The sequence below is a fragment of the Stieleria sp. JC731 genome (genome assembly GCF_020966635.1).
GTDB lineage: Bacteria > Planctomycetota > Planctomycetia > Pirellulales > Pirellulaceae > Stieleria.
On the sequence record NZ_JAJKFQ010000005.1, the window covers coordinates 910,524 to 928,693 of the forward strand.

The 18,170-nt window shown below is 53.1% G+C and carries 15 protein-coding genes; 12 read left to right on the forward strand and 3 right to left on the reverse strand.

What is annotated here, in order from left to right; genetic code table 11:
• Positions 1 to 154: 154 nt before the first annotated feature.
• Together LOC67_RS14350 and LOC67_RS14355 are read left to right on the forward strand one after the other, a co-directional pair.
• Entirely contained in the window at positions 155 to 1,591 is a 1,437-nt protein-coding gene (locus LOC67_RS14350; RefSeq protein WP_230263293.1) for a sigma-54-dependent transcriptional regulator, read from the forward strand.
• A gap of 99 nt (positions 1,592 to 1,690) precedes the next feature.
• Positions 1,691 to 2,152: a hypothetical protein gene (locus tag LOC67_RS14355; RefSeq protein ID WP_230263294.1), complete on the forward strand. Its 462-nt coding sequence runs from the start codon at positions 1,691 to 1,693 to the stop codon at positions 2,150 to 2,152.
• 243 nt (positions 2,153 to 2,395) lie between these two features.
• Here the strand turns inward: LOC67_RS14355 and LOC67_RS14360 are convergent, their stop codons facing one another.
• Positions 2,396 to 3,001 carry a hypothetical protein gene (locus LOC67_RS14360; RefSeq protein ID WP_230263295.1) on the reverse strand — a complete coding sequence of 202 codons (606 nt, stop codon included), beginning with the start codon at positions 2,999 to 3,001 and terminating at the stop codon, positions 2,396 to 2,398.
• Between the two features lie 55 nt (positions 3,002 to 3,056).
• Positions 3,057 to 3,656, reverse strand: a complete 600-nt coding sequence (locus tag LOC67_RS14365) for a hypothetical protein (RefSeq protein ID WP_230263296.1) — start codon at positions 3,654 to 3,656, stop codon at positions 3,057 to 3,059.
• Between the two features lie 574 nt (positions 3,657 to 4,230).
• Here LOC67_RS14365 and LOC67_RS14370 point away from each other — a divergent pair.
• From LOC67_RS14370 to LOC67_RS14385, 4 genes are all read left to right on the forward strand, one after another.
• The gene (locus LOC67_RS14370) at positions 4,231 to 7,020 is read left to right on the forward strand and encodes a DUF11 domain-containing protein (protein WP_230263297.1); all 2,790 of its coding nucleotides are present in this window, start codon (positions 4,231 to 4,233) and stop codon (positions 7,018 to 7,020) included.
• Between the two features lie 287 nt (positions 7,021 to 7,307).
• Positions 7,308 to 8,831, forward strand: a complete 1,524-nt coding sequence (locus tag LOC67_RS14375) for a DUF1549 domain-containing protein (RefSeq protein WP_230263298.1) — start codon at positions 7,308 to 7,310, stop codon at positions 8,829 to 8,831.
• Between the two features lie 108 nt (positions 8,832 to 8,939).
• Complete coding sequence (locus tag LOC67_RS14380; RefSeq protein ID WP_230263299.1) at positions 8,940 to 10,217, forward strand: DUF1501 domain-containing protein; 1,278 nt, start codon at positions 8,940 to 8,942, stop codon at positions 10,215 to 10,217.
• Positions 10,214 to 12,163, forward strand: a complete 1,950-nt coding sequence (locus LOC67_RS14385; protein ID WP_230263300.1) for an EF-hand domain-containing protein — start codon at positions 10,214 to 10,216, stop codon at positions 12,161 to 12,163. The genes LOC67_RS14380 and LOC67_RS14385 overlap by 4 nt, the downstream gene beginning before the upstream one ends.
• Before the next feature lie 112 nt (positions 12,164 to 12,275).
• Here LOC67_RS14385 and LOC67_RS14390 read toward each other — a convergent pair whose 3' ends face one another.
• Positions 12,276 to 13,589: a DUF2254 domain-containing protein gene (locus LOC67_RS14390; RefSeq protein WP_230263301.1), complete on the reverse strand. Its 1,314-nt coding sequence runs from the start codon at positions 13,587 to 13,589 to the stop codon at positions 12,276 to 12,278.
• Between the two features lie 281 nt (positions 13,590 to 13,870).
• On the opposite strand from LOC67_RS14390, the gene LOC67_RS14395 reads away from it, so the two are divergent.
• From LOC67_RS14395 to LOC67_RS14420, 6 genes are all read left to right on the forward strand, one after another.
• Positions 13,871 to 14,332, forward strand: coding sequence for a nucleoside deaminase (locus tag LOC67_RS14395; protein WP_230263302.1), 462 nt, complete (start codon positions 13,871 to 13,873; stop codon positions 14,330 to 14,332).
• 543 nt (positions 14,333 to 14,875) lie between these two features.
• Complete coding sequence (locus LOC67_RS14400) at positions 14,876 to 15,340, forward strand: PleD family two-component system response regulator (RefSeq protein ID WP_230263303.1); 465 nt, start codon at positions 14,876 to 14,878, stop codon at positions 15,338 to 15,340.
• 159 nt (positions 15,341 to 15,499) lie between these two features.
• Positions 15,500 to 15,988 carry a DNA starvation/stationary phase protection protein Dps gene (gene dps, locus LOC67_RS14405; RefSeq protein WP_230263304.1) on the forward strand — a complete coding sequence of 163 codons (489 nt, stop codon included), beginning with the start codon at positions 15,500 to 15,502 and terminating at the stop codon, positions 15,986 to 15,988.
• A gap of 526 nt (positions 15,989 to 16,514) precedes the next feature.
• A complete protein-coding gene (locus LOC67_RS14410) occupies positions 16,515 to 16,946 on the forward strand; it encodes a CsbD family protein (protein WP_230263305.1) in 432 nt (143 codons plus the stop codon).
• A 54-nt stretch (positions 16,947 to 17,000) separates the two neighbouring features.
• On the forward strand, positions 17,001 to 17,396 hold the full coding sequence (locus tag LOC67_RS14415) for a hypothetical protein (protein WP_230263306.1): 396 nt from the start codon (positions 17,001 to 17,003) through the stop codon (positions 17,394 to 17,396).
• A gap of 243 nt (positions 17,397 to 17,639) precedes the next feature.
• Positions 17,640 to 18,143 (forward strand): phage holin family protein, encoded by a 504-nt coding sequence (locus LOC67_RS14420; RefSeq protein WP_230263307.1) that lies wholly within the window; start codon positions 17,640 to 17,642, stop codon positions 18,141 to 18,143.
• The last annotated feature ends 27 nt before the right edge of the window (positions 18,144 to 18,170 follow it).

Here is an 18,170-nt window from a genome sequence, read left to right on the forward strand (position 1 = left end):
TGCGTGACACCGTGGCTCGCGTGGGCGATAGTGCACGTTTCTGGTCGTGGGATTTGCGATTTCATTGGGAAAAACGCCATCTGCGTATTCGGCACTCGCCTTGCGTACATTGCTTGGTGTTCCTTCAAGATTACACAGTTCCTTCACACCGACGATGAACGACTCGCCCATTAAACTGCTGCTTGTCGAAGACGAAGACGACATTCGAGAATCCTGTGCTCGCTGGATGCAACGCAAAGGACACTTGGTCAGCACCGCATCCAGTGGCGCAGAGGCCCTGAGCCTGTGCGAGCAAAAGAGCTTTGATGTTGCCGTTTTCGATATGAATATGCCCGGCATGAGCGGCATTGAATTGCTGCAACGTGTCAACCAGCAAAAGATCGAGATGGAGGTCATCATTTTGACCGGCCAAGGCACCATCGAATCAGCCGTCGCGGCAATGAAAATGGGTGCTTGTGACTTCCTGACAAAGCCTTGTTCGCTTGGCGATCTAGAGCACCACTGCGTCCTTGCCCGCGATCGAGGTAATTTGCGTCGCGAAAACCAGCAACTTAAGGCGATCATTTCACGCAGCAAACCTGCGGTCGATTTGGTCGGCGATTCGCCTTCGATGCAGCACGTATTGAAGATGATCTACAAAGTTGCTCCCACCGATAAGCCTGTGCTGATACTTGGCGAAAGCGGTACAGGCAAAGAAGTTGTGGCGCGTGCGATCCAGCAGAATAGCCCGCTGGCCGACAAGCCTTTTGTAACGATCAATTGCGCCGCCTTGCCTGAGCAACTGGTCGAAAGCGAATTGTTCGGCCACCAAAAGGGTTCGTTTACCGGCGCGACGGCTGACAAGCCGGGGTTGTTCGAGATAGCCGATGGCGGAACATTGTTCATTGATGAACTCGGCGAATTGCCGCTGTCTTTACAGCCCAAGCTGTTGCGAGTGTTGGAAGACGGTTCGATGCGTCGGATTGGCTCGCACAAAGAACGGACGGTGAAAGTCCGAATCATCGCGGCGACCAACCGCAATCTGGCAGACGAAGTCGAGTCAGGAAGGTTCCGGGAAGATCTCTACTACCGGATCAATGTACTGTCTTTGGACTTGCCTCCGCTTCGTGATCGTCCTGGTGATATCGACCGACTGATTGATCATCACCTACCCATCCCTTGGCATATCGATGACGCAGCTCGCGATGCACTTAATCGTTATCACTGGCCAGGCAATATCCGACAGCTGATCAACGTGATTCAGCGGGCAACCATTCTGGCTGATGGCAACGACATCACCCCGGACGATTTGCCTTCGGAAGTGGTGCGTGTCCTGGATGGCGAAATCAATCATGATCCTCGTCTGAACGGAAAGGCTTCCCACAACGGAGCCGATTCGTCAGCGACAAGTGTCGAGCTGCCCGATTCGCTGAAGCTGGACGACGTTGCCAAGCATCATGTGCTACGCGTTCTCGATTTGCAAAACGGAAACAAAGCCAAGGCGGCGCGAGTCCTTGGCATTCACCGGCGAAAGCTCTATCGATTGTTGGAGCGGTTCGCGAACAACGAAGCCAAGGACAACCAAACGGCGACGTCAACCGTTGATGCATGAACCTTACAGCGTCGGAGTTGCTAGGTTCACTGATGATGACGCGTGACGGACCCTGAAACACGGTGTCGATGATCGATAGTTACGCTGAAGGAGAAAGCGATGAAACGTTTCCTGTTGATGTCATTTGTAAGTTTGGTCGCATTCCAAGCTGTCTCGATTCGGACGCACGCGGACAAGCCCCAGGGTAAGTCCGACGCGCTCGAAGCTCAGTCGGATCAGCCCGTCAGCGTTTGGATGGAAAAGAAACTGCAGTACTCGCAAGCGATCCTACGAGGCCTGGCGACAAGCGATTTCGATTCGATCCGTGAAAACGCTCGTTCGATGGGCCTGCTGAGCCGAGTCGAAGGTTTTGTCCGCGGCAAGAACGCCGATTATCGAACTCATGTCCGAACGTTTTCGCAAATCAGCAAGGATATCGAAACGCAAGCTGAGCTGGAGAACATTGAAGGGGTTGCCTACGCGTTTAATCGCTTGGCGATCAGCTGTGTCGAATGTCACAAGACACTTCGGCAATCATCAGCGGACGAACCAGTCTCGTCGACTGATGAATCGACCGATTGATCAACATTGGCTGATCCATGTTTCGCTCATTAAGCGAGATCGTTTTAGCTCGATTTTAGTATTAGCCGTATGGCTTTAGCCACGGTTTCAGTGCAATAACCGGGGCTAACGCCCGTCGGCTAATGATCCGACCCCGTATTCTAGTATTAGCCGTATGGCATTAGCCACGGTTTCAGTGCAATAACCGGGACTAACGCCCCTCGGCTGATGACCCGAACCTGTATATTCCTAGGGAACGAAGCACTAGCCTTCCGCATCGACGCGAACAATCGCGTCACTTCGTTTGGGCAGCGTCTCTGCGATCGCATCTAAGATCTTCTGTTCGGCATTGGATGTTTTACCAACGCCCAGCACGCCACCTGAGGCTTTCGCGACAACTTTGGCATTCGAAATCATCTGAGCGGCCAAGCTGTCGGCGATTTCAGCAGGAAGTGATTCATGCAATCGCTCTGCATATTCCTTCCAAGTTTCCCACATCTGCCGTGGCGGACGCGTTTCAAGCCATTGTTTGAGCAGCATGAATGCCAATGGGTTTTCAGATACACCGCGTACAAGAGCGGCACTGATCACCATCTGTCGTTCGCCACTGGTGACGGTGCCGTCGGCCCAAGCGACAAAGACGAGCGGGGTCAACGTGAATGCCGCGATGGTGCTGGCGTTGATGTTCAGGTCCAGCATGTGGTTAAGAACATCGGTGTCTTCGATTGCCGCGACATCGGCAAGCTCCTCAAGCAGTTGTCGACGACGAGTTTTCTCCCGCATCGTCTGCAACAATGATTCGTCTACTCGGCGAAAATAGAGGTCTTCAAGTGCATGTCCACGTTGATGAATCGTATCGGTCTCGTTCACTGTTCCGGCTCCAGTGTTAAAATCAGCTCCAGCGGTAATTCGACGGGCGTAGCCCCTAGTGGGTTTCTGCCCGGTCGCCCGGCATCTGATGACGCAGGACGGCGATGAGTCTTTCGATCGTTTGTCGTTCTTGTTTGGAGACCTTTCCGAGTCCGATGTAGCCGCCGGACGCTTTGGCGACCGCAGTCATCTGTTGCTCCAGGATGTCGATCAAGGAAGCACGTGACGCTGGTGACATTTGTTTCGTGACTTCTTTCATGTAGCGGCACCATGCGTCGTAGCACTCTGCCGGTGGGCGATGTTGAAGCCAGTGGTCCAGCAACACGAAAGCGACGCTCCAATCGTCGATTCCGAATTGGCGTGCGATGTCCAGAACGGCCGCATGCTCTTTTGAGTCAACGCCTCTTTCTGCCCATGCCACCAAGACGAGTGGCAATAGCCGCATCACGATCAGCGATTCGGGAGTAATCCCGAGATTGGACAGTTCGCTTAGAAGAACTTCGTCCTTTAGTCCTGCATGGTGCTTGAGCAACTCATGCGATTGATCGGACGTGGCCTCAATCTTCAGTCGCTTGAAGAGTTGTTCTTCAAGTTCGACAAAGAATTTGTCTTGCGCTGCGGTCTGCAAGAAATGGTTGGGTTTGGAGAGGGACATCGTCAGTGCTTGGAAGAACTCGAATCGGTCGAGCCGAAGATCTTGCAAGTGAAATACCGATAGCCCTTGAGCACCCCATTTTGAATCTCTGACGCACCCGTTTCGGTGCCGCCGAGTCAGACCGCGAAAGAGCAGTCATCGCTGCGAATGTCGTGAAATCCCGAGCCAACACGATGCCCTTGGTCAGCGAGTCTTCTTGGCGAGAAATTTGTTAGCAAACGCGAAAACTTTTCTATTAGCGAAGGTGGGAGCCGAAAGTGAGTCGGCGGTTGTGCTGATCAGCACATGTCGGTGTGCGACTGCGTCGATCTAGGCTTTACTGCTAGGACCGGCACAACCCACACACTTTCGTTGCTTTTCCACATCATCCGATGTTGCATTTTCGCATCATGTCCCCATCTAGCGTGCTAGGTTTCTTCGGACGAGGTCTACAGCACCCGATGACCTGCGTCTGGACTCAAACGTACGCAGTGGACATTCCGTGGTTGCAAAACGCAGCACATCAACGAAGCATTTCGATCGTGACGCGAGGGATTCGCGCCGCCGATCGGTGGTGCTTGCGCCGATGTTCTGCATGCTCTCGATCGCGATTGCGTTTGCGTGTTTTGGCGGGTGCTCCCGTCTGCGGCTTCCCGCGGTCGATCCCACCGGACGCAGGATCTTTAACCCGTTACCGACGACGACGGAATTGGCTCTGCCAGGGGCTGGTGGCGAGTGCAAATTGGGCAACTGCTTGAAAAAGCTGGGTGATCCCTTGAACCTGCAGCCATTCAAGCTGCCCGAACCCGCATTCACGCAGCCAACCAATCCGCCAGCGTGCATCACCCCGCCCGCGATCGCCCCAAGCACGACAGTGCCGCAAGGGACAATTGGGGTACCGCCGACGGGCAACTGCAACACGCAGCCATGCGTCAACGGTCCTGCGTGCCCCGGCGATTGCTTGAACGGTCCTCCCGCGATTTTGATCGGGAACGAGACCGGCTTGCGCAATGGTTGCTGTCTTCCCAATCGCGGCAAACGCGGTTGTATCCTTTTGACACCGCAAAAAATCGTCGCACCGGTCGGTGGCGAGGTCATCTTGCTATCGGGGATCTGTGGCGAAGGCGGATATCTGCAAATGGGTGAGCCATTGGAGTGGATGTTGACGCCTGATAGCGTCGGTACGTTCATCCAAGTCGGTGACGATGACCCTGGTTTAGTGCACAAGCTTGCGCGAATCAAAAAGGCCGAAAAGCACGATCCATCGTATGCGTTTGGCGTGACGAGCACCAAGCGGGTGAAGATCACGCGGGGCAACATGAACCCCAACGATGACATTCAACTTGAGAAAGGCCAAACCTGGATCAGTATCAGCAGCCCTAGCGAAGGTACGAGCCATGTCACCGTTTTGGCTCCAGATAGCGAGTGCTGGGATCAGCGAAAGGCAACGGCAACGATCTACTGGGTCGACGCGTCGGTTCAGTTTCCGAAGAACGAAATACTGCCAGCTGGGCAACCGGTAACGCTGACCACTAGGGTCACGCGTAGCGAAGGTGCGTTGCCGGCGAGAGGCTGGAAAGTCATTTACCGTTCTCTACACCCTGAACTCGGGTTATTTCAAAGTCCGGCCGGTGGGTCACCGAAGGCCGAGGTCATTGTCGATCAGGATGGCAACGCGCCGGTACAACTGATCCCAGTGCCAGGGACATCCGGTACAGCAACGATCGAAATGACCGTTGTCCGGCCCGGGGGCGATATCGACAACATGCCTCCGCTGGAATTGTTCAAAGGTCATACGTTTGTAACTTGGAGCGCCCCACAGCTGTTGTTAGAGACTGTCGGACCTGAGGTCGCGTCCTTCGGCACACCCTTCAAAGTTGTCGCACGCGTTTCCAATCCGGGTGATCAAACGGCTCAAAATGTTCGAGTGATTTTGACGCTTCCACAAGGCGTGCGGGCTCAAGATACCGAATCGGATTTCGTACAGAACTTACCCAACGCGTTGGTTTGGAATATTGGAGATCTGCCTGCGAAACAGCAGATCGATTTATCGGCGGATGTTGTCACCGAATCATCGATGGTGCTGCCATTTGAGGCCAGAGCCGATGGCGGTTTGGTTTCGACAAGCACCGTCAACGTTGATGTCTACCGTCCGTCCTTGGTTTTGACCGTCACGCCGCGAGAGGCCAGTCATATCGCTGGTCAGCCTGTCGAGTTTGAAATCGATGTGACGAACACTGGAACAAGACCACTGGAGAATGTCCAGCTATTCGCCCAAGGTGACAGCGAAATGCTGCACCAAGAAAGCAATTCGAAACTGGTCAAGCTGCAGAAGAATGATGGTCCGCTACAGCCTGGACAAACTTGGAGCGACGCTCTGGTTGCTTTCGTTCCACTAAGTGCCGGACGTCGATGCATCGATGTGGAAGTCACAGCCGACGGCGGACAACGTGCGGCCGAACAGTCCTGCGTGACCGTTATCAATCAGCCCGTCGCGACGCCTTCATTGGCAGTAACGCTTGACGGTCGATCACGGATGTCCGTCGGTGGGCAGGAGCTATTTCGAACGGTTGTTGTCAACGATGGGCAGGTTCCTTTGGACAACGTGCAGGTCACATTGGCCTACGACCCTCAGTTGCAACCGGTCAGTGCGACCGAGCAATACTTAGGCAATCGGCAGGCGATGGGGCAGTTCATGTTGCAGTGGGTGATTCCGCGATTGGAGCCGCAGACGAGTGAAACGCTGGAAGCGGTGTTTAGTGCGATCGCGACTAATCAGCGAAGTAGCCTTGTCCTGGCCGCGGTCAGCCAGCAGGGGGCTCGCGCGAGCAAGCGTCTGGACTTCGAAATTTTGCCTTCGGCGGTGCAGCAGCCGCAAACACCACCGAGCCGCCCGAATTTACCTCCGGGGCGTCCTGGACCGACGATTCCCGACGCCAGCAATGCGCCTGCACCGGCCCAGCCAGCTCCACAACCGCAGCCCACACAGCCTGCGGCCGAACCGAAGGCGTTGGGATTGGTTTTGACAGGTCCGACAACACGCGTCATCGTGAACCAGCCGATTCGCTACGAACTGCGTGTGACCAACCCGTCAGACCTCCCCGATTCGAATATCTTGGTGAAGTTCAACTTGCCCAACGCAGTAAAAGTACGCCGCGTTGTTCAGCGAATTGATCCCAATAACGGCGTCGCCAGCATGAATGAAAACGGCGGCTCGGTTTACATCGAAATCCGGACCCTTCGGGGCAGAGAGACTTTGGTTTACGACATTGTCTTGGAATCCAATCAGCCTCAGACTTTTCAGATCTCTGCCGAAGCGCTTAGCGAAAACAAAGAATTTGGGGCCCGATCGACGGTCCGGACCGAAGTGGTTCCACAGCCCTAAAACTGACAGCCTGTTCATTATGATTGTCGCCCTTCACTCCGTGGGGGCAGCGAGTTCTATCGCTGGTGTTCTCTTTCGCTGGCACTTTTTAGACAACGCCGTACGACGAAGTGAACGGAATTGACGATTGGTTTTTCGTCAATGCTAGACACAAAGTGCTATAATCAATCCCCGCCTCCGTTGCTAAGACCCGCCTCCGTTTTTCAGACACGGTGAGGCTAAATACGGTGAGGATTGAGTTGTTGCTGAAGCGTTTCGCATCTACCGTCGCCACTTTGATCGGAGTTTTGCAATTTGCATCATGTCCGGTCAATCTTTGCGCCCAAGCAACCGTCGCGTTGCCGCGAACGGACTTTGATGATCCGACGGCAACCGTTGATCGATTCATCGATGCAAAGCTGACGGCGGATGAACGTGCCCTCGCCAAACGAAGTGACGACGCGGAATTTTGTCGGCGAGTTTGGTTGGACTTGGCTGGTGTTGCGCCACCAATTTGGGAATTGCGAGAGTTCCTTGCTGACCGAGATGTTGAAAAACGCACACGACTGATCGATCGTTTGATCGCGTCACCTAGATTTGCCAGTCACATGGCAACTCGGTTTACACATTCCATTTTGCCATCTGATTCAGAAGCGATCCGTGGCAACGACTCCGACGAACTTCGTGAATGGCTCCGTCGGGCATTCGTCGAAAACAAGCCCTACGATCACATGGTCGGCGCGTTCTTGACTGCGGGCGGCGCTACAGATTCCGGCCCCGCAATCTTCTACACCTCGCGCGATGCCGATCCTGTGAAAGTTGCTGCGGCAACATCAAGACTGTTCCTTGGGATCCGAATCGACTGCGCCCAGTGCCATGACCATCCTTTTGCCGATTGGACACAAGATGATTTCTGGTCCTTCGCAGCGTTCTTCTCGCAGTTGCAAGTCGACAGCCAAAACGGTTCGAGCGCGACCGCAATTGAAGATCGAATCGGCAAAGAGCTGACATATCCGGAAAGCGATCGCATTGCGGAACCGAGATACTTGGGCGTGGATGAAATTCCCGAGCCAGATCCCGGCAATCTTCGGCGTCGCCAGTTGACGATTTGGCTGGCTTCACGCAGCAACCCCTACTTTGCAAGAGCAGCTGTTAATCGTGTGTGGGCGCATTTGTTTGGACGAGGAATCATCAATCCGATCGATGAACTTGATTCAATGAGTTTGGCAACCCATCCAGAGTTGCTTGAATACCTCAGCGAGTACTTCACCCAGACTCGTTTCGATCTGACCAAACTCTACCGCGTGATCGCTAAGACAAACGCCTATCAACGCACCAGCCAAACCGAAAGTAGCCGACCGGCAATCGACTCATACGCATTAATGCTTCCCAAAACTCTTTCGGCGGAACAGTACTTTGACACGATCGCACAAAATGTGATTCGTCAACGGTTTGACGGAAGCATCGAGTCCGAACGGGGAGAGCAACTGCGTCGATTGTTTGTCCAGCGAATGCGCAATAGTGGTGCGACGCCACTGGAGTATCCGCATGGTGTCGTCCAGGCGTTGGGCATGATGAACGGGCCCGAAATGATGTCCGCGACAGCGAACGAAAACGGTTTGTTGGCATCCATCGAAGCTCCGTTTTATGACGATTCGCAGCGTATCGAAGCTCTGTTCCTGGCTTGTGTTTCAAGGAAGCCAACGAGTGAAGAAGCACAGCGTTTTACAGATTACTTGAACGATGCCTCGATCGAAGCGACTCGCCAAGAACGGCTTGGAGATTTGGTCTGGGTGTTGGCCAACAGTGCCGAGTGTTTTTCCTGTCCGTGAGCTTTTTAAAACCAATCGCCGATGTGTATCGCGATGAAGTTTGTTTGATTTCGACTAAGTGCGTCAACGATAGCTGAGGCCATGCTGATGAACCTGAATCGACGAACGATGTTGACACGAGTTGGACCCGCAGCCGCATTTGCGGTATCCAATTGGCGTGAAACGTTGGTTGCTGAAGCGGCAAACGCATCGGCAGCTTCGGGCAAGCACTGCGTCATCCTGTGGATGGCGGGTGGTCCCAGCCAAACGGACACTTTCGATATGAAACCGGGAACCAAGGTCGGTGGCCCATTCAAGGAAATCCAAACGAACGTTTCAGGAGTACGCTTCAGTGAGCACTTCCCTGAACTTGCCAAACAAGCCGACCGGCTGGCGATCGTTCGCAGTGTGACAACAAAGGAGGGTGACCACCAGCGCGGCACCATGTTGATGCATACGGGCAATATGGTTGGTGGAGCGGTGCAGTACCCTTCAATCGGATCGGCGCTTTCGAAATCCTTGCAAAACACTTCGAATCCACTGCCCGCATATGTGGCGGTGGCGACGCCTTCGATTGCACCACAATCGCAAGGACCAGGATTCTTGGGGCCTCGATATGCGCCCGCGAAAGTTTCGGCCAACGCGAACGATACCGAATCGGAGTATGCGTCACTTCGCGTGGACTATATGAACCCAGGGATGCAGATCGAATCGAATCGATATCACAAACGCAGCGAGCTGTGGACGCAGCAGCAAACACGTTTCCTAAAGCGTCGAAATTTGCCAAACGTCCTAGCGCAAGACACTGCGTATCAATCCGCAATGAATATGATTGCCAGCGATGCGAAAGAGGCGTTTGAACTGTCGCAAGAGCCGGAGCACATTCGTGACGCCTATGGAAAAGGCACGTTCGGACAGGGGTGTTTATTGGCCCGACGGTTGATCGAACGCGATGTCCCGGTTGTCGAAGTCGCGCTGGGCGATGGGCTCGGATGGGATACCCATACAGACAACTTTGATCGTGTGAAGGAACTCAGCGGGCAATTGGATCGTGGCTGGGCAACGCTAATGTCGGAGCTTCAGGATCGCGGTTTGCTGGAGAATACGACGATCCTTTGGGCCGGCGAGTTTGGTCGGACACCGACGATCAATCGTAATGGCGGTCGAGACCATTTTCCCCAAGCGTTTTCATGCGTGCTGGCAGGTGGAGGTATCAGTGGCGGCCAAGTCTATGGCGAGACCGCATCGGATGGTTCGGAGGTGACGGATCGGCCCGTCGAAGCAAAGGATCTGACCGCGACGTTATGCGCTGCCGTTGGAATCAAGCCGTCAACGGAGAACATGACCGAAGGAGGTCGCCCGATAAAAATTTCCGAAGGTTCAAAGATAGATGAGGTGCTTCTTTGAATCAGAAGCGGCGAAAAGCCAGAAAACCAGTTGAACGCAAGATTGATCGCGTCGGTGAATACACAAACCGCTTACGATCACGACAAGCGTACCGTTGTCTAGTCGTTCATGTGGTCGCCTGCGTACCGCTGTTGATTGCCGCTTGCGATCGATCGACCGAAGTTTCCTCTACAGCTGAAAAGTTATCTCAAACCGAGAAGCCATTGGAAAATGGCTTCAAAGTCCAAGACAATCCATCTCCAGATCCTCACCTACCCGGCGCGGATTTGGACAACGTTTCTTCGGGCGATGATGTTGAAATTGATCTTGAGGCTGATGTGGCGGCAGAACTCGATTTGGTTTCGACGCCGGAAGCGGACATGACGGGAGTGTCGCTTCCAATCAACGTTCCGGTTCAGCCCATGCCGAAAGAGTCTCCGCTGACGCAGTCAACGGACCGACTTTGGATTCCGACGGGTGATGGCATATTGTTGTTGGGGCTCAATCTGTTGATCGATGGGGTCCCTATTCAGACTGCGTTTGATCAGCGAATGGAGCGTCTAGAAGAGCAAATCAAGGGATCCGATTCAGAGTACCTGCGCTGGGAAGACTTCATCGAGTACGCTCGCGGGAACACTGCCGTGTTTGGATCTTCGATCACAAACCTGAACGGTCAAGCGAGGATGATCGAGCGGCAATACGATCGCAACGGAAACAATATTGTCGATCGAGGTGAACTCGAAAGGATCGCGTTTCGTGACGCGATGTTGAACAAGCCTTTTCAATTGTTTGGGACCGATGCGTACAATTGGATAAGTCGACATGCGAGTCCGCTGTACCAAGTTATTGATTCCGATTCGGATGGCTTAATCTCCGAAACGGATCTTGTGCATGCTGATCAGAGAATCCTTGCAAAGTTCGACTCGGATTTGGATCGCTGTGTCTCTTTGGATGAAGTTGCACGCTTTGTTCCTGTAGATGATCAGCCGTGGCGTCGAAGCAGGTCGTCGCGTCGCGGCGAAGTCGCGATGAACCTGGATGGAATCGATCGATGGCAAGACTTCGCATATACCTTGGGAGGAATCCCCGAGCGAAAGTTCTGGTATCTGGGAGACTCGGTGTCAGAGTATTTTGATTCTGATCGCGACTCATGGATCTCTCCCGAAGAAGCAAGTCGGATCGGCACGCTGGAACCGAAAGTCATCTTAACGATTGACTTTGGAGTGGAAGCTGCGGAGCCGGTATCGGTTTGGGTGTCGCCCGGCATTGAATCCGTCGTTCAAATAAATCCGATCAGTCGGGAGTGTTGGTTGATCGAATCAGCAAGCGGTAGCCTCTGTATCCGACTGCACGATGAAATGAATCGAGATGAGCGACTCACACCTGAGCAGTTTGAACAGTTAGATCAGAACGGCGATGCGTTCATTTCGGCCGATGAGATCCCAGACCAGGCGACAGCACGTATCTCGATTCCGGATCTTGATCTCGATAAAGACAGGCGACTTAGTTTTGAAGAGCTAGCACGAGCAAGCAAGAAAGACGAGTCGATTTGGCGATTCCAAGTCCGCGCCCGAGCCGCAAGTTTTCAGGACTTGGTTTTTGCCTGTCTGGATCAAGATTGCGATCATTATCTGTCGTCTCGCGAAATTGCCGATGTGCCTGACACGATGCGCTCGTTGGGGATGCCCGTTGGTCCCGACCGCCTTCCGGAATCGGTGGTGTTGCAACTGGTACGAGGTGAGCCTGCCAATGATGACGAACAATTTATGTTGAAACGTCTGCACAATAGGCTCAGTGACTCGCGCCCACGATGGGCTGTCGCAGCGGATACGAATGGCGATCGAGAGATCGCAAGCTCCGAATTTGTCGGACCGATCGAATTGTTTCGTCAGTTGGATCAAGATGGGGACCAATATCTATCAGTCCATGAAGTCCTTTCCGCAGAAAACCAGTACGAAGGCGATTGATCGAATCGCAACTGAAAGTGTCGCTACTTGTCGTTGGAATCCAAATTAGGCAGCTCATTAGAAATTTATCGTTGGATCGGAAAAACGTGAGACGGGTGCCCATTTACAAACGCTAATGCGATTGTGCTTGTTCCCAGGCAGTCAGCTGTGATTGGATTTGTTCCAATTGCTCAATTAATTCTGGCTGTTTCACTACCGTTTTGATGGTCGAAATCGTTTCCGCTAGATGTTGTTTGACATTCGGGTCAGACTCTGCGTAGGGCCGCAATACGGTGATGGTTTCACCAATAATCATTTCCCAAGTCAGATCCGCAGTCACGACACGCAAACGTTCTTCTTTGTCGACGCGATAGACGGATGGCAGACTACGGCGATCAATCAGTACCAAGGCATTGGCCAATTGGTCGATACACTGAATGGCTGTGAATGGATCGTTGACACCCGGGCTAAGTGCCCGGACGGCGATTTCAACGTACTGGTGAAGGATGAAAAACAAATCTTGTGTAGGCGTCCGCATGGTGCCGATCGCCAAACAGGCGAGAAAGCCATCTGTACATTCCTGAATTTCATCTTGTGAAGAAAATCCCGATCCATGACGATCGTCAGAAAGATGGGGCGGATCTGAGGGAATGATTTGGGCGATCGGCTGTCCCAATAGGATTCGACCACCAGGGCGAACGAGCAACTTGACAATTAGATCGCGTTCGGACGCGTAGTCGATCAATCCTGTTTGATCGATTCCTTGTAAATAGCCTGCCCGATCGCTCGCGATTTCAAAGGCCGATTCCCAGTCAATAGCTGAGCGTGGACGCTCTTCTTTGGGATCGCCCATCTTTTCAGGAAACAGTTCATCAACCTTGGCTTCTAGCATCTTGGAGATGTTACCCAAGACATTCGAAATATGAATGCTTTCTGGGATATGGTGGATGAAGTAGATCAGGACCCCGACACTCGCAAGCGTCAGGATAAAAGCGATCAACGTCGATAGGTGAGGGACAAACAATGTCGTTTCGATTTCTGCACCATCCGGTTGTCCCGAGCGAACGGTGCGTAAAATCATCAAGCAGAATAGGAACGTGGCGACGAACGTTCCCAATGTGATCTGGTTGCCACGGTCACGCATGATGTTGTCCAACAGACGTGGACCGTAGTGAGATGTTGCGTGCGAGACCGCAACCATCGTTAGCGAGAAAGTGACACCGGCAACCGTGATCATCGAACCGGCGACAGTCGCGAGCAGGGCACGTGCACCTTCGGGTTGATTGAGCGCTGCCGCAGGAAACATATCAATCCAATCTGACCCGAAGGATCGGTCGATCGCGATGCTCAACCGACTGGCGATTAGCGATGCGATCGCCATCATGGTTGGCACGAACCAGTAGCTGCCGCTGATCCGGTAGATGATTTGTTGAAGTTTGGCTCTCACTCGATTCCTTCGTTGATCATTGCCGGATGCTGGTGTGGTCAGAACCCCACCTGTGGTTCTTCGCAGTTCCGGTTGCAGCCTTGTGTATCGTTACATCAAGGGCGTTGGTCTATTAACAATGCGTCATCGTATTGCATACACCATGCCACACCGATTGCGCATGTTGAGCCGAATACGATTTGCTATAGAAATGACAAAAAACAGGCGGCAGATGGCAACAGTCGTTTTACGCTAAACCGCCTGTATTACTGTCCGCCACTGAGATGGGTCGGGAAGGTTCTATGAAGATTGAACGTGTTGAAGATCGGATGCTGCTGGCGATCAAAGCTGCTGAAATCGGTATCGCGCTAGGCCAAAGTCCGTTCGGAGCTGCCATATTTTCCGAGGATGGTAAGCCGTTGGCGATCGTTCACAATCAAGTGAAGTCCCTCGTCGATCCATCCGGTCATGCGGAGGTGATCGCAATTCGGACAGCCTGTGCAAAACTTGGCCAGGGGGATCTGAGCGGCTATCAGTTGGTCAGCACGTGTGAGCCCTGTCCGATGTGTGCGTCGACGATTGTTTTTGCAGGAATTCGCAATGTTGTCTTCGGTGCGGACGTTTCTGATGCAAAGCAGGCCGGATTCGGTTTACTACAAATCCCCTCGAAAATCATCTTCGACCAACTGGACCCACCGATGGATATTGTCGGAGGGGTGTCCGCCGAGCTGTGTCGACAGTTGTTTTCGAAAAATAACAGATAGATATGGGGTCCCGGATTGCCGAATTGTCCTTGGTTCTTGCTGGGGACTCGTCGTTGCCGTGGTTGACTGTTAATTTGTCGCCAATGGACCTGGTTTGTTTCGTAGCTTCGGAACTTACGCAGTGTACGCTCCGTATGAACGGCATGGATCGGTTTTGTTCGAGGAAGGTTAAGTTTACTCGCCCGTTGGTCAAACGCTACGAACAGTGTTTCTTTGAAAAGCTTGCTTTAAACGTTGCGAAAGATCGGTGCTTCCGAGAGCTGCGCGTGTTTAAACGGGGTGCTCTTGGCTAGCCCATTGTTTCCTGCAGCTCGAAATGGATCTGGCACATGCCGTTGAGACCTAGATAGTGACATTATTGAAGTTTTAATGGCCTAAAAGTTGCTACGTTGGTTCCTTGTAAGGAGTCGTTGTCGAGCCAGTATTCACCTTCGTTCTTGCGTCGGGTGATTTTCGACCAAGCCGATTCTATTGCCGCGGTTGCGGTGCAGCAGGCGTTACTTCGTCATGCTCAGAGTTCACTTTTCAGATAAATGGTTACGCGTGCGTCAGTTCGTAGGAAGTTGCTTGATTGTCGATGATGTGCGTAGCACACGGCTCGCGATCAGCACATGGCTTACCGCATTGGGGTTTGAATGCCTTGAGGCAGGCAATGGTGTTGAGGCACTTGAGCTAGCCAAGGGGCATCGTCCAGACATCGTCATCACGGACATTGACATGGCCGGCGGTGACGGCGTGCAGCTGATTCGGTCACTGCGTGATGACGCTGATCGCGAGGCGACTGATCTTCCTATTTTGGTGATCAGCAGTCTGGAGGACGGCAAGATTGAGGAGCTAGTGCAAGGTGTTGGGGCGAGTGCGTTTGCTTCAAAGCCTCTTGATCGTGACCAGTTCCTGATGGCTTTCTTTGCGACACTTCGAGGCTCGGAGAGCTGGGGCTCCTTTGCAAATGCGTTTCAGGTCGCGACGATTTCTCCAAAACTACGTCGCTTCGTCGCGGAACCTTAGTCCGTGTTTTTTGCTGGCTCGCTGGCCCGGTCGTATGCCCCCTCACTAGCCACTCCTTGAAAAATATCTCGTCATTGGCATCGCAGTTGCATTCCTTTCGGTTGTCACACGCTTCGAACAGCGAAGCACAGTAATTCAATTCCGAACAGGAGACGCAACATGTCGACGACTACAACTACACCATTTAAGCGACAGATTCTCGAAGGCGAACGTCTTGAAACGACGACGAGCTTGCTTCAGCAAAATCTGGTTGATTTGGTTGACCTGGCATTGCTGCTCAAGCAAGCCCACTGGAATGTGATTGGGAAGAACTTTCGTTCGATCCACCTGCAGCTCGACGAAATTATCGAGACAGTTCGTGCAGCCAGTGACGAAGTTGCCGAGCGGATCGCTGCACTAGGCGTTCCGGCTGACGGGCGTTCAGAGACCGTTGCGAAGAATAGTGATCTAAAGGATTACCCAGCGGGCTTCCACGATGTTCAGTCCACCACGACTCATGTGGCCGACGCGATTAAAACTGCGATTGATGGTTTGCGTAAATCGATCGACCAAGTCGGTGATCTTGACCCTGTCAGCGAAGACCTATTGATCAGCATCTCTGCCCCACTGGAAAAGCACTTGTGGATGGTGCAGGCACAAGAGGCGTAAGCTGAACCTGCTTTCGTCATCGTCCATTCGGCTGAAAAGTAGTTGGCGGGATGGCACTCGGCTGAATGAGCCAATTGACCAGGCACCTCTGTTGTGGAGGTGCCTTTTTTAATGCGCGATTTGGTGTGAATGTCTGTTTGCATCCAGTTCGAAGATGGCTCGCGGTGGACCATTGCCATGTTCAATGATTCACTTGGTCAACTGACGTGACGGATTAGATCTCCGAACGGATTGCAAGTCGCACGCTCTGTTGGTGGATGAACTCGCACCAGCGTGACCACCGATCAATCACTGCGTCATGCGTCACCGCTTTGCGTGTTTCTATTGCGTTCATCGCGACCGCAAACTTGTTCTACGAGCCGGGTTCCGATCGCGTCCTTCGCGGTATTTCTGAGCGACTTAAGCGTGAATTGGAATTTTGGAACTGCATTCTGAGAAATGGCATGCGACGTGCAACCATAGCTCTGTCGAAATGCAAGGCCGTTAAACGGCGTTATCAACGAAACTCATTTGAAGGAGTGTTGAAATGGTTAATCGAGAACAACTTCACGGACAGTGGAACGAAGTTAAGGGACGCTTGCGAGAGCATTGGGGGCAGTTGACAGAGAATGATCTGCAGATGGCTCGCGGTTCAGCAGAGCAGCTCGTCGGAGTCGTGCAAAAGAAGACCGGCGCGACTCGCAATGAAGTCGAGAACTTTCTCAATGGGATCCTTGATCCGTCATTCACAGAGAAGGTTTCGCAAGCAGCGGCTGAGTACGGCGAAGCTGCTCAGCACATGGCTCATGAAACGGCTGAGTACATGAAGCATCGTTATCAAGATGCAGCCAGCATGTCGGAAGACTATGCGGAACGATTCGTGGACACCGTCAAAAGTCGTCCGCGTGAATCGATCGCAATCGCGTTCGGTTTGGGGATCGCAGCAGGAGCGTTTTTCTTCCTGGGTAAACGTCGATAGGCGTTGGCGCATACCGGCAGGCCCTCGATCAAACGTTCGGACCAAGTAAGACACATGGCTACAACACTCGCAACAGAAAAGCAGGCCGAAGCAATTAAGCATCGGATGCAAGAGATCCGCACCAACCTTCCGTATGAGGTCGACCAAGCTCGCGATCAAGTCAAAGAGCTTAGCGATTGGAAGTATCACTTTCGCCGTCACCCGGCGGCGATGATGGGTGTGGCTGCTGCGTTCGGTTTTATGCTCATTCCGTCACGTCCGTCGCCACGGAAGCAAGTCGTCATTGAACGCCATCCGCTTCCTCGGGATCAGCATAGCGAACCGGCGAAGAAGGGTTTGATTGGTGGGTTAGTTGGGGCGGTTGCGACCATCGCAATCCGGCAGGCGGTTTCGATGGCAGCGACCCATGTGTCGTCTGTTTTATCTAATAACTCCAGGTCCGGACGCTAATGACGGCCGCAACCGACGCCTCACGAACTTCAGTAGAGACACACTTAGTAGAAGAAAAGCCATGATTGCTCCACTCGAACAGCAAACAAAGATTCCGGATCGAGTCTACGACGGATCCGAGCACCTTGAAGGAGCTCGCGACAACAGACTGAACAAAGTTGTTGTTAGCCATCCTAAAGCGGCCATGGTTGCCGCCTTGACTACTGGCATGGTGATCGGCTGGATCGTCAAGAGGACCATCCGATGAGTGATGAAAAGCAGACCTCACCGATGCGGGCAGTCATTCGAGACGTAATCGATTTGATGGAATTGCAATGGCAATTGCTTTCCGTTGATTCGCAGGCCGCTCGGCGAAAGCTGACCGTCGCGATGGTTGCGGGTACAGCCGCTGTCACACTCGCCGGTTCAGCATTAACCGTGCTGCTCGTCGGACTTGGGTTTTTGCTTCGCGACCTCACGGCACTAACCGCCGGTGCTTCGATCGTTGTCGTGTCCGTGCTCGCTTTCATCACTGTGGGAGCTCTGCTGTGGTACGCGGCTAAAGCGATGGTGAAAGCTTCGGAGGCGATGAACGAAAGCAAGTCTGAATTCGTTGAGAGCCTCAAATGGCTGAAGGCGACATTGGTTTCACCAAGTCACTCAGCTCGAAACCAAATTCGGGCGGAAGATTTCGATCGTCCCGGCGAACGGGTGTATCCAAATCGCCACAGAGAACCGTTGCGACGCGAGTATACGTCGCTTCGATAAACAACAGTATTAACCACTTTAGATTGA